Origin of the sequence: Pedococcus bigeumensis (assembly GCF_006438965.1) — a bacterium.
In the GTDB taxonomy this organism is placed as follows: Bacteria; Actinomycetota; Actinomycetes; order Actinomycetales; family Dermatophilaceae; genus Pedococcus; species Pedococcus bigeumensis_A.
The window spans coordinates 18554-41462 of the sequence record NZ_RCZM01000006.1 but is presented as its reverse complement, the minus strand read 5'-3'; the positions used below and the strand labels follow the sequence as shown (position 1 = coordinate 41462).

The following is a 22909-nucleotide window of genomic DNA, read 5'->3' as shown; positions in this document are numbered from 1 at the left end:
CCAGCAGCTCAGTCGGCGGTGAGCAGGGCCGGCTTCTTCTCCAGCCCGGCGAGGCCGTTCCACGCGAGGTTGACCAGGTGCGCGGCGACGTCGGCCTTCTTCATCTTGCGCGAGTCCAGCCACCACTGCCCGGTGAGGGCGACCATGCCGACGAGCATCTGCGCATACAGGGGGGCCGTCTTGGGGTCGAGCTTCCGGCGCTTGAACTCGGCGGCGAGGATGTGCTCGACCTGGCTTGCGACGTCCGAGATCAGGCTGGCGAAGGACCCCGTCGACTGTCCCGCAGGGCTGTCCCGCACCAGGATTCGGAACCCATCGGTGTTGCTCTCGATGTAGTCCAGCAGCGCACCGGCGGCGCGTTCGAGCGTCTCGCGGCTGTTGAGGTCGGCGCTCAGTGCGCCGGTGATGCCGCCGAGGAGGGCAGCGATCTCGCGGTCCACCACGACGGCGTAGAGACCTTCCTTGCCGCCGAAGTGCTCATAGACGACCGGCTTCGACACGCTGGCCTTCGCGGCGATCTCCTCGACCGTCGTCCCCTCGAATCCCTTGTCCGCGAACAGCTTCCGACCAACCTGGATGAGCTGCTCACGCCGCTGCTTGCCGGTCATGCGGGAGCGGGAGCTCGAGGTGGTGGGCTTGTCGTGGGCGTCGGTCACGCGCTCCATCATGCCCCGTGCGTAGCGTGGTGGTTGTGAAGGGCAACGGAGGGTATGGCGGGGGAGCGAGGCGGTTGGCGATGGCGGCTGGCGTCGTGGCTGCGTTCCTCGGGCTGGGTCTCGCCCTCGAGCAGGGCCTCGTGGGGCGCGCCGAGCCGTTGTCCGGCATGCACCTTGGAGCGCCCACGACCACCGCGGATGGTCCCACGTCCACCGGCCCCACCGGCGGAGGCCACCAGACAACGGCCCCCGCTTCGGCGACGGCCAGCACGGACGCGGGACCACTCCGGGCGCCGCGCATCGTCGCCGACCACCTGACGTTCGGGGCGACGCGCAAGGCCGAGACGGCGGCATACGCGGAACGCCATTATGGGACGCGCACCTGGCAGCTGGACCCGACCATGATCGTCCTGCACTACACCGAGAGCGACACCTATGGGTCGGCGCGCTCGCTCTTCGAGGCCGACGTGCCGAACCGAGGTGAGCGCCCGGGAACCTGCGCGCACTACGTCGTCGACCAGGACGGGACCATCTACGAGCTGGTGCCACCGACGGTGATGTGCCGGCACGCGATCGGGCTCAACCAGCTCGCCATCGGCATCGAGTTCGTCCAGTCGTCGAATGGTCACGACTCCCGGTGGGCAGTGCAACAGGTCCTGCGGCGCAAGGCGCAGGCCGCTGCCGGCGTGGCCCTCGTCGAGGACCTGCAACGTCGGTACGCGATCAAGGACGGTGACGTCATCGGGCACGCGATGGTCAACGAGGCCAAGGGATTTCGTGATCTCCAAGGCTGGCGCAACGACCACACCGACTGGCAGCAGCCTGAGGTGGCGCGGTTCAGGTCGCTGTTGACGACGGCGCCCTGACCCCCGCCAAACCGTCCCGAGGCCTCAGGCCGTCGTGACCCGCCGGGCTGCGATGCGCTTGGCCACCGGCCACCTGACGTCGGTGGCCCAGCCGAGCTTCTCGAACGCCCAGATGACGCGTGCGGTCGAGTCGAGCTGGCCCTTCTCGATGCCGTGGCGCGCGCAGGTCGGGTCGGCGTGGTGCAGGTTGTGCCAGGACTCGCCCATCGACAGGACGGCCAGCCACCAGACGTTGCCGGACCGGTCGCGGCTCTTGAACGGCCGCTCGCCGATGGTGTGACAGATCGAGTTGATCGACCAGGTGACGTGGTGCAGCAGCGAGACGCGGACCAGCGAGGCCCAGAAGAACGCGGTGAGGGCACCCTGCCAGCTCATCGACCAGAGACCGCCGACGAGGGCGGGAAACAGCATCGAGCCGGCGACGATCAGGGGGAAGGCGCGGTCCACCTTCTGCAGGTCCGTGTCGGCCATCAGGTCGGGTGCGTACTTGCTCCGGGGGGTCTGCTCGACGTCGAAGAGCCAGCCGGTGTGCGCCCACCACAGGCCCTTGGCGAGTGCGGGAATCGTCTCGCCGTAGCGCCAGGGGCTGTGCGGGTCGCCGTCGCGGTCGGAGAAGGCGTGGTGGCGGCGGTGGTCGGCGACCCAGCGGACGACGGGACCCTGGATCGCCATCGAGCCAGCGACGGCGAGCGCGACCTTGAGACCGCGGCTGGCCTTGAACGAGCCGTGCGTGAAGTGGCGGTGGAACCCCACCGTGATGCCATGACCCGCGATCGCGTACATGACCAGCGCGATGACGATGTCGTGCCAGCCGAGTCCCCAGCCCCAGGCCACGGGGACGGCCGCGAGCAGCGCGAGGAACGGGATGCCGATGAACAGCGCCAGCGCGGCCTGCTCGCCTCCCCGCTTCGTCTCGCGTGCGACTGACGGCGTCGCGTCCGGGGCGGTGGGCTCGGGTCCCGGCGCGGTCTCGGCAGAGGGTGTCGCAGTCGTCATCGCAGGGGGAACCTTCCTTCGGTTCGTCGCCACGGAGGCATTCATCAGCTTTCGAAACCGTAACCTACGGAACCGTAGGTTGTCATCGCGTGGTTCGGCCCATTCGCACCGGCGGGTCGTCGCCAGCTGCGGCGCTCACACGGCGATGCCCAGGTATGCCGCGTGCTTGGCTACCCTTGGCGGGTCCCCGCAGGGGGCGTTCCCCGGTTGGTCTGCTGGTAGGGCCCGCCTGACTTTGAATCAGGACAAGCGACGTAGGTTCGATTCCTACCCGGGGAGCCAAACGCACAGGTCAGCGACCCGTCACCACGTGCACCGCTTGACCTCCAGGGCGTACGCAGCTGAGAGGGTGGCGAATCGACGTTCTTCTCGAGGTGAGAAGTCGACTCGCCACCCTCTCGGCGACGTCAGGACAGGGCTGTCTGCCTACTTGCAGAACACCTCGACCCGGTAGGTGGTGTTGTCGCCTGCGGTCCACGGCGCCACTGTCACCGAGACGTTGTACTTGCCGCTGCCGTTCTTGTACGACTCGCCCATCGGCCCTGTCACGGAGGCGATGGTGCAGCCGGCCTGGTTAGAGACGCTGATGCTGTGGGTGCCCTCCTCGGCAGCCTCCACGTGCGCCTCGTTGTAGGCGAGGACCGCGGGGTTGTACTCGGAGTACTTCACGTTTGAGGCGCCGACGGTGTCAGTCCACCCCGCTGCCAGGCCGAGCAGGGCCTGGCCGTTCTTCCAGAACCGAGTGTCGATCTCGACGACGGCGTTCTCCTTGACCTTGAAGTTGTCGGTCTTGCTGTACCTCGGAACGAAGCAGCCGGTCTTGGCCCAGGCGCTGCAGTCCAGTCGCGAGGTTGGCGTGACCCAGACCTTGTACACGCCGCCGGGGTTCGGGGTGTCGAGGTACGGATACAGCTGCACTGTGATGCCGTTGTCCTCACCATCGATCCCCGTCAGGTGAGCGCACCCGCCGCTCGGGGCCACGCTCTGGATGACTCCTGAGGCATCGACCGTGAACTGGCGGCAGGCCAGTGGGTCGGTGGACAGCAGGACCCGGCCATTGGGGTTGGTGACCTGGAAGGTGTAGGTGTCGGCCGGGAGACCGGCGGCGCTGTCTGGCGCGTTGATTCCGGGCCCGCCGTTGAGGTAGACGTCCTGCTTGTTCGCGTAGTGGTTGAGGTTGACCGGGACCCCGCTCACGTCGGTGGTGAAGATCGCCCCCGAGATCTGCCCCCCAGTCGGGGCGGCTGACGACAACGGTGCACTCGCCATCAGCGCCAGTGGTACCACGGCTGCCAAAGTTAGAACTCTTCGCATCATGTTTAAGCCCGCTTCCCTTCAAAGGACAGGCACGGCGACGCCGAGCAGATCCACGCTAGAGGCAGGTCTTCCCGAGGGGATCTCACGATCTGCGTAGGGTTGCCCTCATCTGTTCGTGGATGCGTGGACCCGCAATTGACGTATGCGCGAGGTCGCTACGAGGCACGCTGTGGCGCGAAGCCGCGCCTGCTACCCGGGGAGCCAAGGCAGGAACTTTCCCTGAATCTGGGTGCCGGCCGGACCGTCCCGCGTTCGCCCCGAGCACTGAGCTTCGAGCGCACGGGTGCCCCATTGATCCCGAATGTCTCCACTGCTCGGGCAACCTTGGCGTGGGCTTGACGGTTTGTTGACCAACCCATGACCGGGTGCCCATTCTCACGATCACAGGGGCGGCGCAGGGTCCGCGCCGAACGAGGGAACGCACATCGTGTTCGGGAAACTCGCGGCAGCAGCCGCATTGGGAGCCGGCCTGCTGCTGGCACTGGCGGGCTCGGCGTCCGCCTACACGCTGGGCGCGTCCGGCGTCGGCTGGGTGGGGAAGGGTGAGGTGCAGTCCGCCTCCGGCTGGAACAACAAGTCGATGCAGGACAACGTCAGCGGCGTCACCTTCGCGTACGACAGCACCTCCACGTACGAGGTCGTCTGTGAGTTCGACACCCCCGGCGGAAACCACCACGTCATCACCAACACCAAGACGACCGGTCTCCTGGCGACCGTGGCAGCGACACCCGCAAGAACAGCAGCGGCAAGCAGGGCCCCATGACCGGTTGGTACCTGACCGGCTTCGGCGGCGTCACTTCGGGCGGCGAGGCCGTGCCGGCAGTCGGCGACGGCTGCCCCGGCAACAGCGGACTCGGTGCCGTCACCTCGGTCACCCAGACCGGCACGGGTGAAGGTGGCCTGTACGCGCTCTGGAACGGTCAGCGTCGGTTGCTGACGCTCACGGTGGAGACCACGACCCTCTGAGCGCAGGCTCGAGCCGGGCGCTGATCCGGTGAGCCATGTTCAGGACGGGTCGGTGCAGGAGCAAGCCCTCGACTGCGGGTCGGACCCCGAGAGCGGCGCCGGACAACCGGGGTCGGGTCAGGGCCGCACCCGATGGGCAGCGCGTCCGCGGCGCCGCAGAGTAGTGGTGTCGGGGGTCCACCCCGGCGCCACTACTCGAAGGAAGTGCAGGAACCATGGACAACATCCACGACAGCTTCGCCCAGCAGGGTCTGGTCCGGCCGCGCGAGGACCGTGTCCTCGGCGGCGTGTTCGCAGGCCTCGGCCGGCGCTTCGGCATCGCGCCGTGGCCCGCACGAATTCTGTTCGTGCTGCTGTTCATGGTCGTCCCGGGCAGCCAGATCCTCATCTACCCCATCCTGTGGATCCTCATGCCGGGCGAGCACACCGCCGCGGCGCGGTCGTACAGCGGGCCGGCCACCACCGTCACCTCCTGAGCGGCGGCTGGTCCGGCATACAGCCAGGACCAGCCGCTGGGCAGCAGGCCCTGCGCCTATCTGTAGGCGTCGCTGCGCATCAGACGCAGACCGCAGGCCACGAGCGCCGCGACGGCCCAGGCCGCCATGGTCAGTCGTGCGGAGGCGATCGTCATGTCGTCGCTCGGGCCCTCGCCGACGATCAGGAAGATGGCACCCGACCCGGGCATGAGTGAGGAGAGGGTGACGGCCCAGTCGTAGGGGAGGTTCCCCAACAGGATGGGCAGCACGAGCACCAGCGCGATGACGCTGACCAAGGCCCCGGCGGTGCTGCGCAGGACCAGCCCCAGGCCAACCGCGAGCAGGGCGCCGGTGGCATAGACGAGGGCCACTCCACCGAGGAACCTCGGGCCTGCCCCCGCAGGGAACCCGACCTGGGGCACGAACGCCCAGAACACGACACTCGCGGCAGCCACCAGGATGACGCCGAGCAGCGTTGCCGTAGCCATGAGGACCCCGCTCTGGCCGTCAGCAGGACGCCTCGTCGGGTGTCCACTGCAGCGTCGGGACGATGGCGCCGGTGCCGTGGTCGGCGGTGCTCGTGACCACCGACAGTGCGAGGATCCCGAAGAGGGCGAACATCGCCGTGGGCTGCCCTCCGTCCCAGGCGCTCGCGTCCGCGGGCGCCCCGAGGCGTTGTTGGCCGTGTCGTTCCCGATGAGCGCGCCCAGCCCCAACACTGCGGCGGTCGTGAGCAACGCCAGGATCCAGCTGGAGCGAACGCTCCAGATCCGGCTTCACTCGGCCCGGCTTGTGCGGGCGACGACGGTGGCTGTACTCATCGGGTTGCTCCGTTCGCGACCGGCTCAGGCGTGACGCCGTGGTAGTCGACGGCGTCCTCGGTGAGGGACAGGTAGGCGTGCTCGAGCGACTGCTCGACCTCCGCGAGGTGGTGCAGGGGTATGCCGGTGGCGTGGGCCAGGTTGCCGACCTCGGCAGCCGGCATACCGGTGACCTCCAGCTCGTCCTGGACGGCAGTGCGCTCCACGGCCACGTGTTCGGCCAGCGCGCGGTAGAGCTCGTCAGGGGCGGGGGTGCGGACCCGCACCCGCTGGCCGTCGAGGCCGCGCAGCACCTGCTCGATGTCGGCATCGGCGATCAGCTGACCTCCGCCTATGATCACGACGCGGTCGGCGATCAGCTGCATCTCGCTCATCAGGTGGCTGGAGACGAACACCGTGCGGCCCTCGTCGGCGAAGCCACGCATCAGGGCGCGGATCCAGCGGACGCCATCGAGGTCGAGACCGTTGACGGGCTCGTCGAAGAGCAGCACCTGGGGGTCGCCCAGCAGCGCGGCGGCGAAGCCGAGGCGCTGACGCATGCCCAGCGAGTAGCCCTTGATCCGTCGGCCGGCCGCCGCGCCCAGGCCCACCTGGTCGATGACGTTGTCCACGCGCGACAGGGGGATGCCGTTGGTCCGGGCGCCGATGCGCAGCTGGGACCGGCCCGTGCGGCCCGGATGCATCGCGCCGGCGTCGAGCAGGGCCCCCACCTCGTGCAGCGGAGCTGCGAGGTCCCGGTAGCGCCGACCGTTGAGGGTGGCAGTGACTGCCGTCGGCCGGTCGAGACCGACCACCATGCGCATCGTCGTCGACTTGCCCGCGCCGTTGGGGCCGAGGAAGCCGGTGACCTTCCCGGCCGCCACGTCGAAGGTCAGGTCGCCCACCGCGCGTGCGTCGCCGTACCGCTTGGTCATCCCTTGCACGCTGATCATGCGTCGAGACGCTAGGGGCAGGGCTGGTCAGAACAGGGGGAGGACCTGTGGAGGTTCTGTGCAGATTCGCCGGAGGCGGCATTCGCCGCAGGTGGCCGCACGACGAACGGTGTGCGACCGGCGGGTAGCATGACGCCGTCCCGTCGCACCCGACCAGATCGCTGGAGCCTCGCGCGTGAACACCCCCACCGGCTCGCACCACCTTGCCGCTGTCATCGTCCTCGCCGCAGGTGAAGGCACCCGGATGAAGTCCTCGACCCCCAAGGTCCTGCACCGGATCGGGGGGCGGACCCTCGTGGGGCACGCGATCGCCGCTGCTCGAGCAGTCACCCCTGAGCACCTGGCCGTCGTGGTCCGGCACAAGCATGACCTGGTGGCCGCCCACGTGACCGAGGTCGACCCGCAGGCTGTGATCGCCGACCAGGACGAGGTCAAGGGCACCGGCCGCGCGACGGAGTGTGCACTGGATGCCCTGCCGCAAGGGCTCGACGGCACCATCCTGGTGACCTACGGCGACGTGCCGCTGCTCGCCGGCGACACCCTGCAGTCGCTGGTCGACGAACACGTCGCGACCCAGAGCGCGGTCACGGTGATCACCGCCCACCTCGCGGACCCCACCGGCTACGGCCGCATCCTGCGCGGCGGCGACGGCGGTGTCGAGGGCATCGTCGAGCAGAAGGACGCCACCGACGACCAGCGCGCGATCACCGAGATCAACTCCGGGATCTACGCCTTCGACGCGGCGGTCCTCATCGACGCGCTCGGCAAGGTCGGCACGGACAACGTCCAGGGCGAGAAGTACCTCACCGACGTCCTTGCCATCGCGCGCAAGGCCGGCGGACGGGTCAGTGCGCACCTCATCGAGGACCTTTGGCAGACCGAGGGCGTCAACGACCGCGTCCAGCTCGCCCGGCTCGGCAAGGAGCTCAACCGCCGCACGACCGAGCGCTGGATGCGCGAGGGAGTGACCATCGTCGACCCCGACACGACGTGGATCGACAGCGACGTCAGCATCGGCCGCGACACGACGATCCTGCCGGGCACCCAGCTGCTCGGTGCCACCGCCATCGGCGAACGCGCCACCATCGGCCCCGACACCACGCTCACCGACACCGAGGTCGGCGCCGGCGCCGAGGTGAAGCGCACCGAGGCCCTCTTGGCCGTCATCGGAGCGGGGGCCACCGTCGGTCCGTTCTCCTACCTGCGCCCCGGCACCGAGCTCGGCGCGAAGGGCAAGATCGGCGGTTTCGTGGAGACCAAGAACGCCAAGATCGGCGACGGTGCCAAGGTCCCCCACCTCACGTATGCCGGTGACGCCGTCATCGGGGAGGGCGCCAACATCGGGGCGGGCACCATCTTCGCCAACTACGACGGGGTCGCGAAGCACCAGACCACCATCGGTCGACACAGCTTCATCGGCTCCGACACCGTTCTCATCGCACCGGTGAACGTCGCCGACGGTGCCTACGTCGGCGCCGGCTCCGCGCTCACGGGCGACGTCGAGCCCGGCCAGATCGCCGTGGCCCGTGGCAGGCAGCGCAACATCGACGGCTGGGTCGCGCGGGCCCGCGCCGGCACCAAGACTGCGAAGGCGGCGGAGGAAGCAGCCGCGAACGCGGCGGGAGAAGCGGCCACGAAGGTGACCGGCGCCGGCGTCACCAGTGCGGACCACGAAGCAACCACGCGGCATACCGACGACTCCACCGAAGGGCAGGCCAACGCGTGACTGGCATCCTCAAGACCACCGAGAAGAACCTCCTGGTCTTCTCCGGACGGACCCACCCCGACCTGGCCGAGTCGGTGGCACGGATGCTCGGCACCGGGCTCGTGCCGACCAGCGCCTACGACTTCGCCAACGGCGAGATCTACGTGCGGTACGAGGAGTCGGTGCGCGGCTCGGACGCGTTCGTCATCCAGAGCCACGCGACGCCGATCAACGAGGCGATCATGGAACAGCTCATCATGATCGACGCCCTCAAGCGCGCCAGCGCCAAGCGGATCACGGTCGTGCTCCCCTTCTACGGGTACGCGCGCCAGGACAAGAAGCACCGCGGTCGCGAGCCGATCTCGGCGCGGCTGATGGCCGACCTTTTCAAGACCGCGGGTGCGAACCGGCTGATGGCGGTCGACCTGCACACCGCCCAGATCCAGGGTTTCTTCGACGGACCGGTGGACCACCTGATGGCGCTGCCGATCCTGGCTGACCACGTCGCCGAGAAGTACGGCAGCGAGAAGCTGGCCGTGGTCTCGCCTGATGCGGGCCGGATCAAGGTCGCCGAGCAGTGGTCGCAGCGCCTCAACGGAGCACCGCTGGCGTTCATCCACAAGACGCGAGACATCAACCGCCCCAACGAGACCGTGGCCAACCGGGTGGTCGGTGAGGTCAAGGGTCGGGTCTGCGTGCTCGTCGACGACATGATCGACACCGGCGGCACGATCACCAAGGCCGCTGATGCGCTGATGGCTGACGGGGCGGCGGGTGTCGTCATCGCGGCGACCCACGCGATCCTGTCCGACCCGGCGGTGGAGCGGCTCAAGGAGTGCACGGCCGTCGAGGTGATCGTCACCGACACGCTTCCGATCGCGCAGTCACAGCGGTTCAACAAGCTGACCGTGCTGTCCATCGCCCCCCTGATCAGCCGTGCGATCCAGGAGGTCTTCGAGGACGGCTCGGTGACGAGCCTGTTCGACGGCCACGCCTGAGCGAATCAGCCGGCCGAGCCGGTCTTGCGGGCTCGGTATGCCGCGACGTTGGCCCGGTTGCCGCACCCACCGTCGCAGAATCGCTTCGAGCGGTTCTTGGACAGGTCGACGACCACGTCCTCGCAGTCGTCAGCCGCGCAGACCCGCAGCCGGGCGAGCTCGTCCGCCCGGATCACGTCGACCATGGCCATCGCCGCCTCCACGGCCATGCGAGTGGCGAGGGGGGCCTCCGGCGGTGTCGCGTGCAGGTGCCAGGACCACTCGCCGTGCCGGACCAGCTGGGGGAGCGCCTTGGCCTCGTCCAGCAAGTCGTTCACCAGCGCAACGGCCTCGTCGGTCTCGGCGGTCCAGAGCCGGCGCAGTCGCGGGCGCAGGGCGTGGACGCTGGCGAGCTCGGCGTCGTCGTGGCTGTGCGAACCGGTCCACTCCCAGTCCTGCACGAACGCGTCGAGGTCGGCGACCGTCGCGAGGTCCTCGGTGTCGCCGGGCAGGGTCGCGGCCGTGTTGACCAGGGCGGCGGCGGCACGCAGCGCCACCTCCGTGTCATGGGCAAAAAGCATCTTGACTCCTGACCGCGGCGATTGCTACCGTCACGAGTATAAAGCAGTTTGCTGGTTACATGCCGGGATTGACCGGCGGGGTGGCGGCGCTGCGGACAACGTGCGACGAGGGCGAGGTGGACAGTCATGGCTTCACGTTCGACAGGGTTCGGGCTCTGGCTGGCCCTGGCGTCCGCCGCGACGTTCGGCAGCAGCGGGCCGTTCGCCAAGTCCCTGCTCGTCGAGGGCTGGAGCTCGGGAGCCATCGTGCTGCTGCGCGTGACCGGAGCGACGCTCGTCCTCGCGATCCCGACCATCTTGGCGCTGCGGGGACGCTGGTCCCTCGTCCGCGACAACCTCCCCGCGATCCTCGCCTACGGCGCGGTCGCCGTGGCCGGCTGTCAGGTCGCCTACTTCTATGCGGTGCAGCGGCTCGACGTCGGCGTCGCACTCCTGCTGGAGTACCTCGGCGTCGTGCTGGTCGTCCTCTGGGTCTGGCTGCGCACCCGGCGCGCGCCGAGTGCGCTCACCGGTCTCGGTGTCATCCTGGCGATCCTCGGTCTCGTGCTGGTCCTCGACCTCTCCGGACAGACCCGCCCCGACCTCGTGGGCGTGGCCTGGGGTCTGGTCGCCGCGACCGGACTGGCCACCTTCTTCGTCCTCGCCGCCGAGGAGAGCAGCCTTCCTCCCGTCGCGCTCGCCGGTCTCGGCATGGGCGCCGGCGCGGTGGCCCTCGGGGTCCTGGGCGCCGTCGGCGTCGTCCCCCTCGTCTTCGCCTCGACCCCGGTCGAGCTGATGGGCCGGCAGGCGCCCTGGTGGGTCGCCGTGGGTGAGCTCGCGCTCATCGCCGCCGCGGCGGCATACCTCCTCGGGGTCACGGCCGCCCGCGTCCTGGGGTCGACCGTCGCGTCCTTCGTGGGTCTCACCGAGGTGCTGTTCGCCGTGCTGTTCGCCTGGGTGCTGCTCGACGAGCTGCCGGGCCTGATGCAGCTGGCCGGCGGTGTGTTGATCGTCGGCGGGGTCGTCGCGGTTCGCGTCGGCGAGCTCCGCAGGGGTCGCGCCAGCGCCCTCGTGAACCTCGCAGTGGTCCCGGAGGTGGAGGGAGCGCCGTTCGTCGTCTCCGTCCGCGCGGGCGACCTTTGAGAAAGGCTTCGGTCCGTGGGTGATTCGTGCTTTCATGAGGCGCACACCCGCCAGGCGGGCGGGCCCACAAGGGGGTAGCGCCATGTCGCACGTTGTCCAGCAGATCATCCGTGACGACCCGCGATTCCACAGCGGCGGGGTGAACTGCTGGAGCGCTCTACCCGGCATCCTCGGCGTCCTCTCGGCCCACGCGACCAGCGACACCCAGTCGGCGGAGACGGGCTGCGGAGCCTCGACGGTGGTCTTCGCGGCGGCGGGCGGCCGGCACACCGCCATCAGCCCCGATCCGCGGGAGCACCAGCTGGTGCGTGAGTACTGCGAGAAGATCGGTGTCGACCACTCCGGCGTCACGTTCATCGCCGAGTCGTCGGACGAGGTGCTCCCGAGTCTCTATGACGGTCGGGTGCTGGACTTCGCCTTCATCGACGGAGCGCACTCCTTCCCCTACGCCATCATCGACTGGCACTACATCACCTCGGCCCTCAAGCTGCACGGCAAGGTGCTGGTCGACGACATCGCGATCCACGCCATCACCCCGCTCTACCACTTCATGGCGGCGGAGGACTGGTGGCGGCTGGAGTCCATCCCCGACGACCGGGCAGCCCTCTTTGCGCTGGCCGAGCTGCCGCCGGAGGAGGGGTACACGACCCAGCAGTTCAACCGCCACATGGACTACTCGTTCGCCCCCCCGGTCATGCGGGCCCGTCTGGTGGCCGCGGACACCGGCACCCGGGCGCGCCGCGAAGCCGGGCGACGCCTTCCCTGGGCCAGGGAGCTGTGGCAGCGGCGCCACGGCGGACGCTGACCGTCGCCGATTTCCCTCTCCCTGCGGGCGTCACCTAGACTCTGCGGGTTGCCTCGGCGAGGGACACTGCATGGCTTCGGCCCGCACGTCCGTAATTCGACGCGGTGTGGTCTCCGTGCTGCGCCCCGCGTCGAGGCCCACCGCATCCTCGAGTCCCCCACCGCACAGGAGATTTCCGTGTCTGACAACAAGCTCGTCGCCGAGACGCGCACGCAGTTCGGCAAGGGCGCTGCCCGCAAGATTCGCCGCGACCACAAGATCCCCGCCGTCATGTACGGCCACGGCGCCGAGCCGGTGCACATCACGCTGCCCGGCCACGCCACGATGATGGCTCTCAAGGTCACCAACGCCCTGCTCACCATCGTCATCGACGGCGACGAGCAGCTGGCCCTGGCCAAGGACGTCCAGCGCGACCCGATCAAGCCGGTCATCGAGCACATCGACCTGGTCATCGTCCGCAAGGGCGAGAAGGTCACCGTCGACGTCCCGGTCCACACCGAGGGCGAAGCCGCTCCCGAGACCATCGTCACCGTGGACGCCCAGACCATCCAGCTCGAGGTCGAGGCCACCCACATCCCGGAGAACATCGTCGTCTCCGTCGAGGGCCTCGAGGCCGGCACGCAGATCAAGGCGTCCGAGCTCACTCTCCCCGCCGGCGCGACCCTCGTCGTCGACGAGAACACCCTCGTCATCAACGTCACCCAGCAGATCTCGCAGGAGGCGCTGGACGCCGAGATGGCAGAGGCCGAGGCCGAGGCCGGCATCGAGCACGAGGAGGCCGGCGACGCCGAGGCCACCGAGGGCGACGACGCTGCCGCCGAGGGCGACGCCCCCGAGGGCGAGAAGGCCGAGTCCGAGGACGCCTGAGTCCCACTCACCGTTGTATGCCGGAAGGCCAGGTCCCCTGCGTAGTGTCATGGGGGACCTGGCCTTCCGGCATACTCGCTCCGTGAATGACGACGGCACCTGGCTCGTGGTGGGCCTGGGCAACCCCGGTCCGAAGTACGCCGGGAACCGGCACAACGTGGGCGCGATGGTGGTCGACGAGCTCGCTTCGCGCGGCAGCACCAAGCTGACCACGCACAAGGCACGCGCCGTGGCTGCCACGGTGCGCATCGGGATGGCGCCCGGCGGGGCGCCCGGACCGGCCGCCGTCGTCGCCGTCCCGTCGTCGTACATGAACGAGTCGGGTGGCCCGGTCAAGGCACTGATGAGCTTCTTCTCGGTCGAGGCCGACCGGCTGCTCGTGGTCCACGACGAGCTCGACATCCCGGCCGGGGACGTCCGGCTGAAGAAGGGCGGGGGAGAGGGTGGCCACAACGGGCTGCGCTCGATCAGCTCGGCACTCGGCACCAAGGACTACCTGCGGGTGCGTGTCGGGATCGGCCGGCCGCCGGGTCGGATGGACGCGGCGGACTTCGTGCTCCGTGACTTCGGCACGACCGAGCGCAAGGAGCTGCCGTTCCTGATCGGTGACGCCGCGGATGCCGTCGAGATGGTCGTGACGCAGGGGCTGGTCCTCGCGCAGCAGAAGTTCCACAGCCCGGCCTGAGACCCGGGTCCGTGCGGACTGTGCCTGCACCGAGGGCGGCCTGGTGCGTGTGGCTGCGCGATGTCGAGCAGTCCCTCTACGGTGACGGGGTGGGCAACGGACTGATCCTCGTGGCGGCAAGCGGCCTCGCCCTCGAGACCGCCGAGGCGGCGCGCGCGTGCGGCATTCGCATCGAAGGGTGCGTCGACGACGATGCCACGCTGTGGGGCTCGCTGGCGGGCGGCTGGCTCAAGGTCCTGGGTGGCTTGGATTCCGTTGCAGCACAGGCTGATTGCGATGTCATCGTCTGCGCCGGTAGGGGCGTGGTGCGCGAGCTGCTGACGGAGCGGCTGCGCGAGCTGGGTGTTGCGGACGAGCAGTACGCCACGGTTGTGCATCCCTCGGTATCCGTGCCCGACTCGTGCACCGTCGGTGCCGGCTCGGTCGTGCTGGCCGGAGCCGTCCTGACGGCGGCGGTCTCGGTCGGGCGTCATGTGGTCGTGATGCCGCACGTGACGATGACCCACGACGACGTCATCGAGGACTTCGCAACGCTGTGCGCGGGGGTGACGCTCGGAGGCGGAGTGCGGGTCGGCCGCGCGGCATACCTCGGCATGGCCTCGAGCGTCCGCGAGAAGGTGACGGTCGGTGCCCGGGGCACGCTGGGCATGGGCGCGGTCCTCCTGCGAGACCTACCGGGCGGGGAGGTCTGGGCGGGCGTCCCCGCGCGACCGCTGGTGAACTCCCAAAGATAGTCAGTGACTAGTTACTGACCATTTTTCGGCCCCATCTCCACCGTGCCGAACCTTCGCGTCCAGAACGTGGACGATGGCGAATGGACGCTTTCGGCACCATCTGCACGGTGCCGGGCAGAACGCCACCCAGATGCCTCCCCCAACCGTATGAGACGGCTACGCACGGTGTCGTAGCTGGCCCGTCTAGATCGCTCTCGCCTGCCGGGCGTAGGTCACGAAATCCGTTGAGCCCTAACCTATTTCACGGGTACAGATGACTCCTCTGGGGTCTGTCGAAGGTCCGGGCTGCGGGTCTACGGTGCCACCAGGGTTTGGGCTGCGGGGGAGAAGTCATGGCGGAGATTGCGGGAGCGGGACGGCACGAGGTGGGCATGACGGAGTACGTCGACGCGGTGAACGGGGCAACCCTGTCCCGACGTCTGCGTCACGCCGTCGCCGCCTCGGTGGCCCACGAGACGGGACGACCGAAGCGGACGGCGTCGGCGCCGCCGATGCGGACCAAGCGTCTCCCGTGGAACGTCGCCTATCGCCGGCGTGCCATCGGCGGGGATCTCTTCGTCGCTCTCTTCACGGGCCTGACCACCGCCCTGGTCGCCATGCCCGACGCCACTGTGCTGGCCCGGATCGCCGTCGTGACGGCGCTGCCCGTCCTCTGGCTCGGGATCCTCTCGCTCTCGCACGGCTACGAGCGTCGCTTCGCAGGCTCGGGTCCGGAGGAGTACCGCGCCGTGATGCGGTCCGCGCTCTACCTCGTGGGAGCGGCCGCGTTCCTCTCCTACGCCGCCCACGTCGAGGTGCCCCGGCTCACGAGCCTCGTCGCGGTGACGATGCTGTTCGTGCTCGGCATGTACTCCCGGCAGGTGGTGCGCAGGGATCTCTACCGTCGACGTTCGGCCGGCACCGAGACCCAGGCCACGGTCATCATCGGCAATGCCAAGTCGGTGCTGCCCATGATCCGTGAGATCAAGCGGGCGCCCCAGCAGGGCCTGCGCGTCGTTGCCGCGTGCGTCTCCGGCCTCGACCTCAGCGGTGACCTCCCCTCCGAGGTGGAGGGAGTGCCGGTCTTCGGCTACCCGGAGGAGGCCATGTCGGCCGTCGACCTGTTCGACGCCGACGTCGTCGCCGTGTCCAGCGACCCGGACCTGCACGGCCCGGAGCTGCGTCGGCTGGCCTGGTCGCTCGAGGAGCGGGACGTCGAGCTGGTCGTGTCGCCGGGGCTGCTCGGTGTTGCCGGACCTCGCCTGTCCATCCGGCCCACCGCAGGTATGCCGTTGCTGCACATCGAGCGCCCGGTCATGTCCGGGGCGCGTCGGGTCGTGAAGTCGGTCGTCGACAAGGCGCTGACCGTGCTGCTCCTGGTCGTGGCCCTGCCGGGGATCCTGGCCATCGCCGTTGCCATCCGACTGGACTCGCCCGGGCCGGCACTGTTCCGCCAGACCCGCGTGGGCGCCCGCGGCGAAGAGTTCCAGATGCTCAAGTTCCGGACCATGTGCGTCGACGCCGAGGCCAAGCTGGCCCAGCTAGAGCGCGATGCGGGCAACGACGTCCTGTTCAAGATGAAGTCCGACCCGCGGGTGACCAGGGTTGGCCGAATGCTGCGTCGGTTCTCCCTCGACGAGCTGCCGCAGCTGGCCAACGTCCTGCGCGGCGAGATGTCGCTGGTCGGTCCGCGGCCCCCGCTGATGCGTGAGGTCGAGGGTTACGAGCCCGACGCCGTGCGTCGGCTCCGGGTCAAGCCCGGCCTGACCGGCCTCTGGCAGGTCAGTGGGCGCAGCGACCTGACCTGGGACGAGTCCTTGCGGCTCGACCTCTGGTACGTGGACAACTGGTGCCTCGCACTCGACCTGCAGATTCTCTTCCGAACGGCCCGTGCAGTCTTCCGTGGAGCTGGAGCGTACTGATGAACCGACGATGGATCGCGATCGTGGGGGCCGCCGCCGTGGTGGCCTCCACACTGGCGGTTGGCGTGGCATCCCCAGCACTGGCGGGTCCATGCGACCCGGGTGGCAACCCCATCGTCTGCGAGAACAGCAAGCCGGGCTCCCCGGAGTCCGAGTGGGAGGTGGCCGGCTCCGGCGACCCCGGCCTGCAGGGCTTCGCCACCAAGATGAGCCTCTCCGCCGGTGAGCAGCAGCAGTTCAAGATCAAGACCACCGGCAGCAGCTACACCATCGACATCTACCGGCTCGGTTGGTACGGCGGGGACGGTGCCCGCAAGATCGGCAGTGCCACGCCGACCGCCCGCACCCAGCCGAACTGCCTCAGCGACGCAGCCACCGGGTTGGTCGACTGCGGCAACTGGGCGGTCTCCGCCTCGTGGACGGTGCCGGCCGATGCCGTGAGCGGTGTCTACATCGCGCACCTCAACAACGCGTCCAACCAGGACGAGAGCCAGATCCCGTTCGTCGTGCGCAACGACTCGAGCCACTCCGACATCCTGTTCCAGACCTCCGACAGCACGTGGCAGGCCTACAACACCTACGGCGGGTCCGACTTCTACACCGGGGTTCCCGACGGCCGCGCCTACAAGATCAGCTACAACCGCCCGTTCGTCACCCGGGGTGACAACGAGGGACGGGACTACCTGTTCGCCAACGAGTTCCCGATGTTGCAGTTCATGGAGCGCAACGGCTACGACGTGAGCTACACGAGCAGCCTCGACGTGGACCGTCGCGGGCCGCTCCTGCAGAACCACAAGGTCTTCGTCTCGACCGGCCACGACGAGTACTGGTCCGGGGCCCAGCGCGCCAACGTGGAGGCGGCCCGCGATGCCGGAGTCAACCTCGCCTTCTTCAGCGGCAACGAGGTCTACTGGCGCACCCGGTGGGAGCCCAGCATCGACGGCACGTCCACGGACGGCCGCACCCTGGTCTGCTACAAGGAGACCTGGGCCAACGCCAAGATCGACCCCACTCCCGAGTCCACCGCGACCTGGCGGGACCCGCGGTTCGCGCCACCGTCGCAAGGCGGTGGTCTCCCGGAGAACGCCCTGACCGGCACGCTCTACATGTCCAACTTCACCGACCTGGCGATCACCGTGTCGGAGCGTGAGGGCAAGCTTCGGCTCTGGCGCAACACGACTCTCGGCTCCATGTCCGCGGGCCAGACGACCGCACTCGCCGCACACACCATCGGGTACGAGTCGGACGAGGACCTCGACAACGGGTCACGCCCGCCGGGTCTGGTCCGGCTGTCCACGACCACCGGAGCCACGCCCCAGTACCTGCAGGACTACGGCAACGTCGTGCTGCCCGGTACGACGACCCACCACCTCACCCTCTACCGTGCGGCCAGCGGCGCCCTCGTGTTCGGTGCCGGCACCGTGCAGTGGGCCTGGGGCCTGTCGCAGAACCACGATGGCCAAGGCGCCGCAGCCGATGTCCGGATGCAGCAGGCGACGGTGAACGTCCTCGCCGACATGGGGGCGCTGGCCAGCACGATCATGCCCGGGCTCACCGCCTCGACCAAGACGACGGACACGAGTGCTCCGACCGTCACCATCAGCGCACCGGCAGACGGTGCAGCCGTCGGGAACGGCTCGGTCGTCAACGTCGCCGGCACCGCGTCAGACGTGGGCGGCAAGGTGGCCGGCGTCGAGGTGTCGACCGACAACGGGACCACCTGGCACCCCGCGACCGGCACCACCTCGTGGACCTACAGCTATGTGGTGCACGGACGTGGAGCGGCGACCGTCAAGGCGCGCGCCATCGACGACAGCGCCAACATCGGCACCCCTGCGACGCGGTCGTTGACCGTGTCCTGCCCGTGCTCGCTGTTCGGTGAGACCGTGCCGGCCACGCCATCCGCCAACGACAGCGCCAGCGTGGAGCTCGGTGTCCGCTTCACCCCCACCGAGGACGGCTACGTCTCCGGGGTCCGGTTCTACAAGGGCACCGGCAACACCGGGACGCACACCGGCTCACTGTGGACCGCCTCGGGTGCGCTGCTCGCCACCGGGACCTTCACCGGTGAGACCGCCAACGGCTGGCAGACGCTCCAGTTCGGCGAGAGCATCTCGGTGGCCGCCGGGACGACCTACGTGGCCAGCTACCGCGCTCCCAACGGGCACTACGCCGCGGACAGCAACTTCTTCACCACCAAGGACTACGTGGCTGCACCGCTGAGTGCCTTGGGCAAGCCGAGCGGGCAGACCAACGGCGTCTACGGCCTCGACCCGGGCTTCCCGACGTCCTCGTACGGCGACACCAACTACTACGTCGACGTCGTGTTCACCGTCGACGACACGACTCCGCCCATCGTCACGTCGCGGACCCCGCTGCCTGGCAGCTCGAGCGTGGCTCCAGCGGTGAAGCCACGAGCGGTGTTCTCCAGGGCGATCGACCCTGCCTCGCTGCAGTTCTCGGTGTCCTCTGCCAGCGGCCCCGTCTCTGGCACGACGGCCTACGACGCGACCACGCGGACGGCGACGTTCACCCCGACCGCGAACCTCGCCTACTCCACCGCCTTCACGGCGACGGTCCAGGCATCCACGGTGTACGGCGTGCCGATGGACGCACCTGCAACGTGGACCTTCACGACCTCGGCGACCGATCCGCTTCCCGGTGACTGCCCGTGCAGCATCTGGCCGGACTCGGCAACGCCGACCGTCATCACGGACTCCGATTCTCGCTCCGTCGAGCTCGGCGCCAAGTTCACCGCCGAGGCCGACGGCGAGATCGTCGGGGTGCGGTTCTACAAGGGTCCTGCCAACCTGGGTACCCACACCGGGTCCCTCTGGACGTCGAGCGGTCAGCTGCTCGCCAGCGTGACCTTCGTGGGTGAGACCAGCACCGGCTGGCAGAACGCCTACTTCTCGTCCCCCGTGAGCATCCAGGCCGACACGACCTATGTCGTCTCGTACCGCGCTCCCGCCGGCAGCTATAGCTACACCGCCAACGGTCTCGCCGCAGCGGTCGACTCACCGCCGCTGCACACTGTGGCGCACGGTGGCCTGTACACCTTCGGGGCCGGTGCGCCGACCAACCAGGCAGACACCAACTACTGGGTGGACGTGCTCTACAACCCGACCGACGCCGCTCCGACGGTCTCGTCCGTGACGCCGGGAGCGGGCGCGACGAACGTCTCGCCCAACGCCGCGGTGAAGGCCAGCTTCGCAGGCCAGGTCCGCAGCGGCAGCGCCGCGCTTGCCCTGAAGACCTCCGGAGGAGCCACGGTCGCGGGGTCGACGAGCTACAACGCGACGACCAAGACGATCACCTTCGTGCCCACGAGCGCACTCAGCCCCGATCAGTCCTACCAGGCGACCGCCAGCGGGGCGGCGGCGCTGTCCGGCCTGACGATGGCACCGTTCTCGTGGACCTTCACGGTGGCGGGTGCGTCGAGCTGCCCCTGCACCTTGTTCGAGAGCACAGCCACGCCACCCGTGGCCGACGCCAACGACGCCGGAGCGGTGACGGTCGGGGTCAAGTTCACGACGACGGTGCCCGGCTACGTGACCGGTCTGCGCTTCTACAAGAGCGCCGCCAACACGGGCACCCATGTCGGATCGCTCTGGTCGTCGGCGGGCGCCAAGCTGGCCACCGTCACGTTCAGCGGTGAGACCGCGAGCGGATGGCAGACAGCGCAGTTCGCGCAACCGGTCCAGCTGACCGTGGGCCAGACCTACGTCGTCTCCTACCGTGCACCGTCGGGGCACTACGCCGCCACGCAGCAGTTCTTCGCCAACCCCTGGGACAACGTCGTCCTCACCGCCCCGGCGGGTGCCAACGGCGTCTACGCCTACGGTGCGAGCGAGTCCTTCCCGGACAGCAGCTACGCGAGCTCCAACTACTGGGTGGACCCGATCTTCGCGCCGGGTGCGGCCCCTGACACGACCGCTCCGACGGGCGTGGCCAGCCCGATCGACGGCGCGTCGAGCGTCAGCGAGGCGGTCACCCCCTCGGTCACCTTCTCCGAGGCGATCGACGTCGCCACCCTGCAGCTGTCGCTCAAGACGTCTGGCGGACAGACGGTGACCGGGTCGACCGCATACGACAGCGGCACACGGACTGCGACCTTCACCCCCGGAGCCGCGCTGGCCCGCGGAGCCACCTACACCGCCACCGGTTCGGCGGCCGACCCCTCGGGCAACGCGATGGCGCCGCTCACCTGGTCGTTCACTACAGCCAAGCCCGACGCCACGCCGGGTGTCTGCCCGTGCAGCCTCTGGAACGATTCCGCCGTCCCCGGGATGATCACGGTCAACGACCCCGCCAACCTCGAGCTCGGCGTGAAGTTCAGCGCGGACGCCGCAGGCACGGTCACCGGAGTGCGCTTCTACAAGGGACCGCAGAACACCGGCAGCCACACCGGATCCCTCTGGGATGCCGCGGGCAACCGGCTGGCCACGGCCACCTTCACGGGTGAGTCGTCGACCGGGTGGCAGACCGTCTCCTTCGCCACCCCGGTCAGCGTGACGCCGGGCAGCACCTACGTCGCCTCGTACACCTCCGGCGGCTACTACTCGGCCACCGTGGGTGGGCTCGCCTCGGCCCTCGACCAACCGCCGCTGCACACGCCGGCGAGCGCCGGTCTCTACCTCTACGGCTCCGGCTTCCCGACGAACACCAGCTCGGCCAACTACTGGGTCGATGTCGTGTTCGCCACGGGTGGAACTCCGCCGCCTGCAGACACGACCGCACCGGTCATCAGCGCCGTCCAGCACAACGCCGGCGCCAACGGCAGCACCGCCACCGTCACCTGGACGTCGGACGAGTCGGCCACCTCGGTGGTGCAGTACGGCACGACGACAGCGCTCGGCTCCACGGCGACAGGTGCCACCGGCACCAGCCACTCGGTGGCACTCTCCGGGCTGACGAGCGCGACGACGTACTACTACCGGGTGACGTCTGTGGACGCTGCCAGCAACTCGGCCACCAGTCCGGATGTCAGTGGTGCGCCGGCATCGTTCGCCACACCGGACGTCACGGCTCCGGCGGTCTCGGCGGTCGCTGCAGCGGTCTCCGCCGGCGCCGCCACGATCAGCTGGACGACCAACGAGTCGGCGACGACGAAGGTGGACTACGGCACGACCACGGCCCTCGGCACCTCGGCGACGGGCGCGACGGGCACGGCTCACTCGGTGGCCCTCAGCAGCTTGGCTGCCGGCACGTACTACTACCGCGTGACCTCTGCCGACCCTGCCGGCAACTCGACGACCGACCCGGTCACGACCAGCGCACCGCGCACCTTCGTCATCGCAGACACGACCGCACCGACCATCTCGGCAGTGGCCTCGACGGGCTCCGGCACGACCGCGACCGTCAGCTGGACGACGGACGAGTCGGCGACGACCAGCGTGAGCTACGGCACGACGACAGCGCTCGGCACGACCCGGACGGGCACGGCTGGGACCAGCCACTCGGTCGCCCTCACCGGGCTCACGGCCAACACTCGCTACTACTACCGCGTCACGTCCGCCGACGCGGCAGGCAACAGCGCGACCTCCCCGGCCACCACCTCCGCGCCTGCCTCCTACGTTCCGACGGTGGCCCCGATCGCGCAGACGACCGTGGCGCAGTTCAGCACCGGCACGGGTGGCTACATCAGTGACACCAACGGCGGCGAGGTGCTCGGCACCCTGACGGTCGGCTCCGAGTTCACCGGCACGACGACCCCGACGGGCTTCACGAGCGCCGCCCTGGTCACCGGAGGCGCGACCACCTACGCAAGCGGACAGGCCTCGTTGTCGGGCAGCCGGCTCTACACCTCCACCACCTACGCCACCGGACGCAGCTTTGCCGCGGCGGCCACCCTGGGCGCGAACCACACCATCGGCTGGGGTTCGATCGCCACGGGGAGCACGACCGTGACGGCATCGTTCCAGACCAGCGCCACCGGAGCCCTGTCCGCCCGGGTGAACGACGGGTTCCTCAACAACCGGACCATCGCCATCGCCGGAACGTGGACGGGCGCCGAGCACGAGTATCGCGTCGACTGGGCCAGCGGAAATGCGGTCTTCTTCATCGACGGCACCCAGGTGGCCACGTCGGCCTTCTCGACCGGCCTGTCCCTGCGGGTGATGGCCTCCGACCCGACGACGGCGGCGCCGGTCCTCCTCGTGGACTGGACGCGCGTGGCACCGTATGCCGCGGCGACCACCTTCACGTCGGCCGTGATAGACGCCGGAGCGACGGTCGGCTGGGACACGCTCACCCGTGACGTGGTGCTGCCGAGCGGCACGACGATGACGATCCAGGTGCGGTCCGGCCCCAACGCCAACACTGGGAGCGGGTCGTGGACGGGGTGGTCGACGGTCAGTGCCACCACGAACAGCATCACGCGCAGCTCGCGCTACCTGCAGTACAACCTGCAGTTCACCAGCACGGGCACCAGGTTCACGACGCCGACGGTCAACAGCGTCCAGCTGGCCTTCCACGTGCTGTAGTCCGAACTACCGCATTA

The 22909-nt window shown here is 69.2% G+C and carries 19 protein-coding genes and 1 tRNA gene; 14 read left to right on the top strand and 6 right to left on the bottom strand.

The genetic code is table 11. The features are described from left to right. Positions 1-8: 8 nt before the first annotated feature. Positions 9-608 (bottom strand): TetR/AcrR family transcriptional regulator, encoded by a 600-nt coding sequence (locus EAH86_RS16570; RefSeq protein ID WP_206665882.1) that lies wholly within the window; start codon positions 606-608, stop codon positions 9-11. An 83-nt stretch (positions 609-691) separates the two neighbouring features. Here EAH86_RS16570 and EAH86_RS16565 point away from each other — a divergent pair, with 83 nt between their 5' ends. After that, complete coding sequence (locus EAH86_RS16565; protein ID WP_140742815.1) at positions 692-1522, top strand: peptidoglycan recognition protein family protein; 831 nt, start codon at positions 692-694, stop codon at positions 1520-1522. Positions 1523-1546: 24 nt separating this feature from the next. Here the strand turns inward: EAH86_RS16565 and EAH86_RS16560 are convergent, their stop codons facing one another. Next, positions 1547-2518, bottom strand: coding sequence for an acyl-CoA desaturase (locus EAH86_RS16560; RefSeq protein ID WP_140742813.1), 972 nt, complete (start codon positions 2516-2518; stop codon positions 1547-1549). A gap of 200 nt (positions 2519-2718) precedes the next feature. Here EAH86_RS16560 and EAH86_RS16555 point away from each other — a divergent pair. Further along, positions 2719-2800 (top strand) — tRNA-Gln (locus EAH86_RS16555). Positions 2801-2944: 144 nt separating this feature from the next. Here the strand turns inward: EAH86_RS16555 and EAH86_RS16550 are convergent. Then, positions 2945-3805 carry a hypothetical protein gene (locus EAH86_RS16550; protein WP_241668446.1) on the bottom strand — a complete coding sequence of 287 codons (861 nt, stop codon included), beginning with the start codon at positions 3803-3805 and terminating at the stop codon, positions 2945-2947. A gap of 457 nt (positions 3806-4262) precedes the next feature. Between EAH86_RS16550 and EAH86_RS16545 the strand changes: the two genes are divergently transcribed. The 3 genes from EAH86_RS16545 (at position 4263) to EAH86_RS16535 (ending at position 5277) form a co-directional block, all read left to right on the top strand. Next, a complete protein-coding gene (locus EAH86_RS16545) occupies positions 4263-4598 on the top strand; it encodes a hypothetical protein (protein ID WP_140742809.1) in 336 nt (111 codons plus the stop codon). Then, entirely contained in the window at positions 4595-4801 is a 207-nt protein-coding gene (locus tag EAH86_RS16540; RefSeq protein WP_140742807.1) for a hypothetical protein, read from the top strand. Before EAH86_RS16545 ends, EAH86_RS16540 begins: the two co-directional genes overlap by 4 nt. 215 nt (positions 4802-5016) lie before the next feature. Continuing rightward, the gene (locus EAH86_RS16535; RefSeq protein ID WP_140742805.1) at positions 5017-5277 is read left to right on the top strand and encodes a PspC domain-containing protein; all 261 of its coding nucleotides are present in this window, start codon (positions 5017-5019) and stop codon (positions 5275-5277) included. A gap of 56 nt (positions 5278-5333) precedes the next feature. On the opposite strand, the gene EAH86_RS16530 is transcribed toward EAH86_RS16535, so the two are convergent. Together EAH86_RS16530 and EAH86_RS16525 are read right to left on the bottom strand one after the other, a co-directional pair. Beyond that, entirely contained in the window at positions 5334-5765 is a 432-nt protein-coding gene (locus EAH86_RS16530) for a hypothetical protein (protein WP_140742803.1), read from the bottom strand. Positions 5766-6094: 329 nt separating this feature from the next. Beyond that, positions 6095-7030, bottom strand: coding sequence for an ATP-binding cassette domain-containing protein (locus tag EAH86_RS16525; RefSeq protein ID WP_140742801.1), 936 nt, complete (start codon positions 7028-7030; stop codon positions 6095-6097). 175 nt (positions 7031-7205) lie between these two features. Here EAH86_RS16525 and glmU point away from each other — a divergent pair, with 175 nt between their 5' ends. Continuing rightward, on the top strand, positions 7206-8756 hold the full coding sequence (gene glmU / locus EAH86_RS16520) for a bifunctional UDP-N-acetylglucosamine diphosphorylase/glucosamine-1-phosphate N-acetyltransferase GlmU (RefSeq protein WP_140742799.1): 1551 nt from the start codon (positions 7206-7208) through the stop codon (positions 8754-8756). After that, on the top strand, positions 8753-9733 hold the full coding sequence (locus EAH86_RS16515; RefSeq protein WP_140742797.1) for a ribose-phosphate diphosphokinase: 981 nt from the start codon (positions 8753-8755) through the stop codon (positions 9731-9733). Before glmU ends, EAH86_RS16515 begins: the two co-directional genes overlap by 4 nt. A 5-nt stretch (positions 9734-9738) precedes the next feature. On the opposite strand, the gene EAH86_RS16510 is transcribed toward EAH86_RS16515, so the two are convergent. Next, positions 9739-10293: a CGNR zinc finger domain-containing protein gene (locus EAH86_RS16510; RefSeq protein ID WP_140742795.1), complete on the bottom strand. Its 555-nt coding sequence runs from the start codon at positions 10291-10293 to the stop codon at positions 9739-9741. A 126-nt stretch (positions 10294-10419) separates the two neighbouring features. On the opposite strand from EAH86_RS16510, the gene EAH86_RS16505 reads away from it, so the two are divergent. The 7 genes from EAH86_RS16505 (at position 10420) to EAH86_RS16475 (ending at position 22892) form a co-directional block, all read left to right on the top strand. After that, entirely contained in the window at positions 10420-11415 is a 996-nt protein-coding gene (locus tag EAH86_RS16505; protein WP_140742793.1) for an EamA family transporter, read from the top strand. 82 nt (positions 11416-11497) lie between these two features. Continuing rightward, a complete protein-coding gene (locus EAH86_RS16500) occupies positions 11498-12220 on the top strand; it encodes a class I SAM-dependent methyltransferase (protein WP_161988682.1) in 723 nt (240 codons plus the stop codon). Between the two features lie 177 nt (positions 12221-12397). Continuing rightward, on the top strand, positions 12398-13087 hold the full coding sequence (locus EAH86_RS16495; protein ID WP_140742789.1) for a 50S ribosomal protein L25/general stress protein Ctc: 690 nt from the start codon (positions 12398-12400) through the stop codon (positions 13085-13087). Between the two features lie 82 nt (positions 13088-13169). Next, positions 13170-13772: an aminoacyl-tRNA hydrolase gene (gene pth, locus EAH86_RS16490; protein ID WP_241668416.1), complete on the top strand. Its 603-nt coding sequence runs from the start codon at positions 13170-13172 to the stop codon at positions 13770-13772. A 20-nt stretch (positions 13773-13792) separates the two neighbouring features. Beyond that, positions 13793-14506 carry a NeuD/PglB/VioB family sugar acetyltransferase gene (locus EAH86_RS16485; RefSeq protein WP_241668415.1) on the top strand — a complete coding sequence of 238 codons (714 nt, stop codon included), beginning with the start codon at positions 13793-13795 and terminating at the stop codon, positions 14504-14506. Between the two features lie 371 nt (positions 14507-14877). Next, entirely contained in the window at positions 14878-16407 is a 1530-nt protein-coding gene (locus EAH86_RS16480) for a sugar transferase (RefSeq protein WP_241668414.1), read from the top strand. Continuing rightward, positions 16407-22892 carry a DUF4082 domain-containing protein gene (locus tag EAH86_RS16475; protein ID WP_140742785.1) on the top strand — a complete coding sequence of 2162 codons (6486 nt, stop codon included), beginning with the start codon at positions 16407-16409 and terminating at the stop codon, positions 22890-22892. The genes EAH86_RS16480 and EAH86_RS16475 overlap by 1 nt, the downstream gene beginning before the upstream one ends. Positions 22893-22909: the final 17 nt, after the last annotated feature.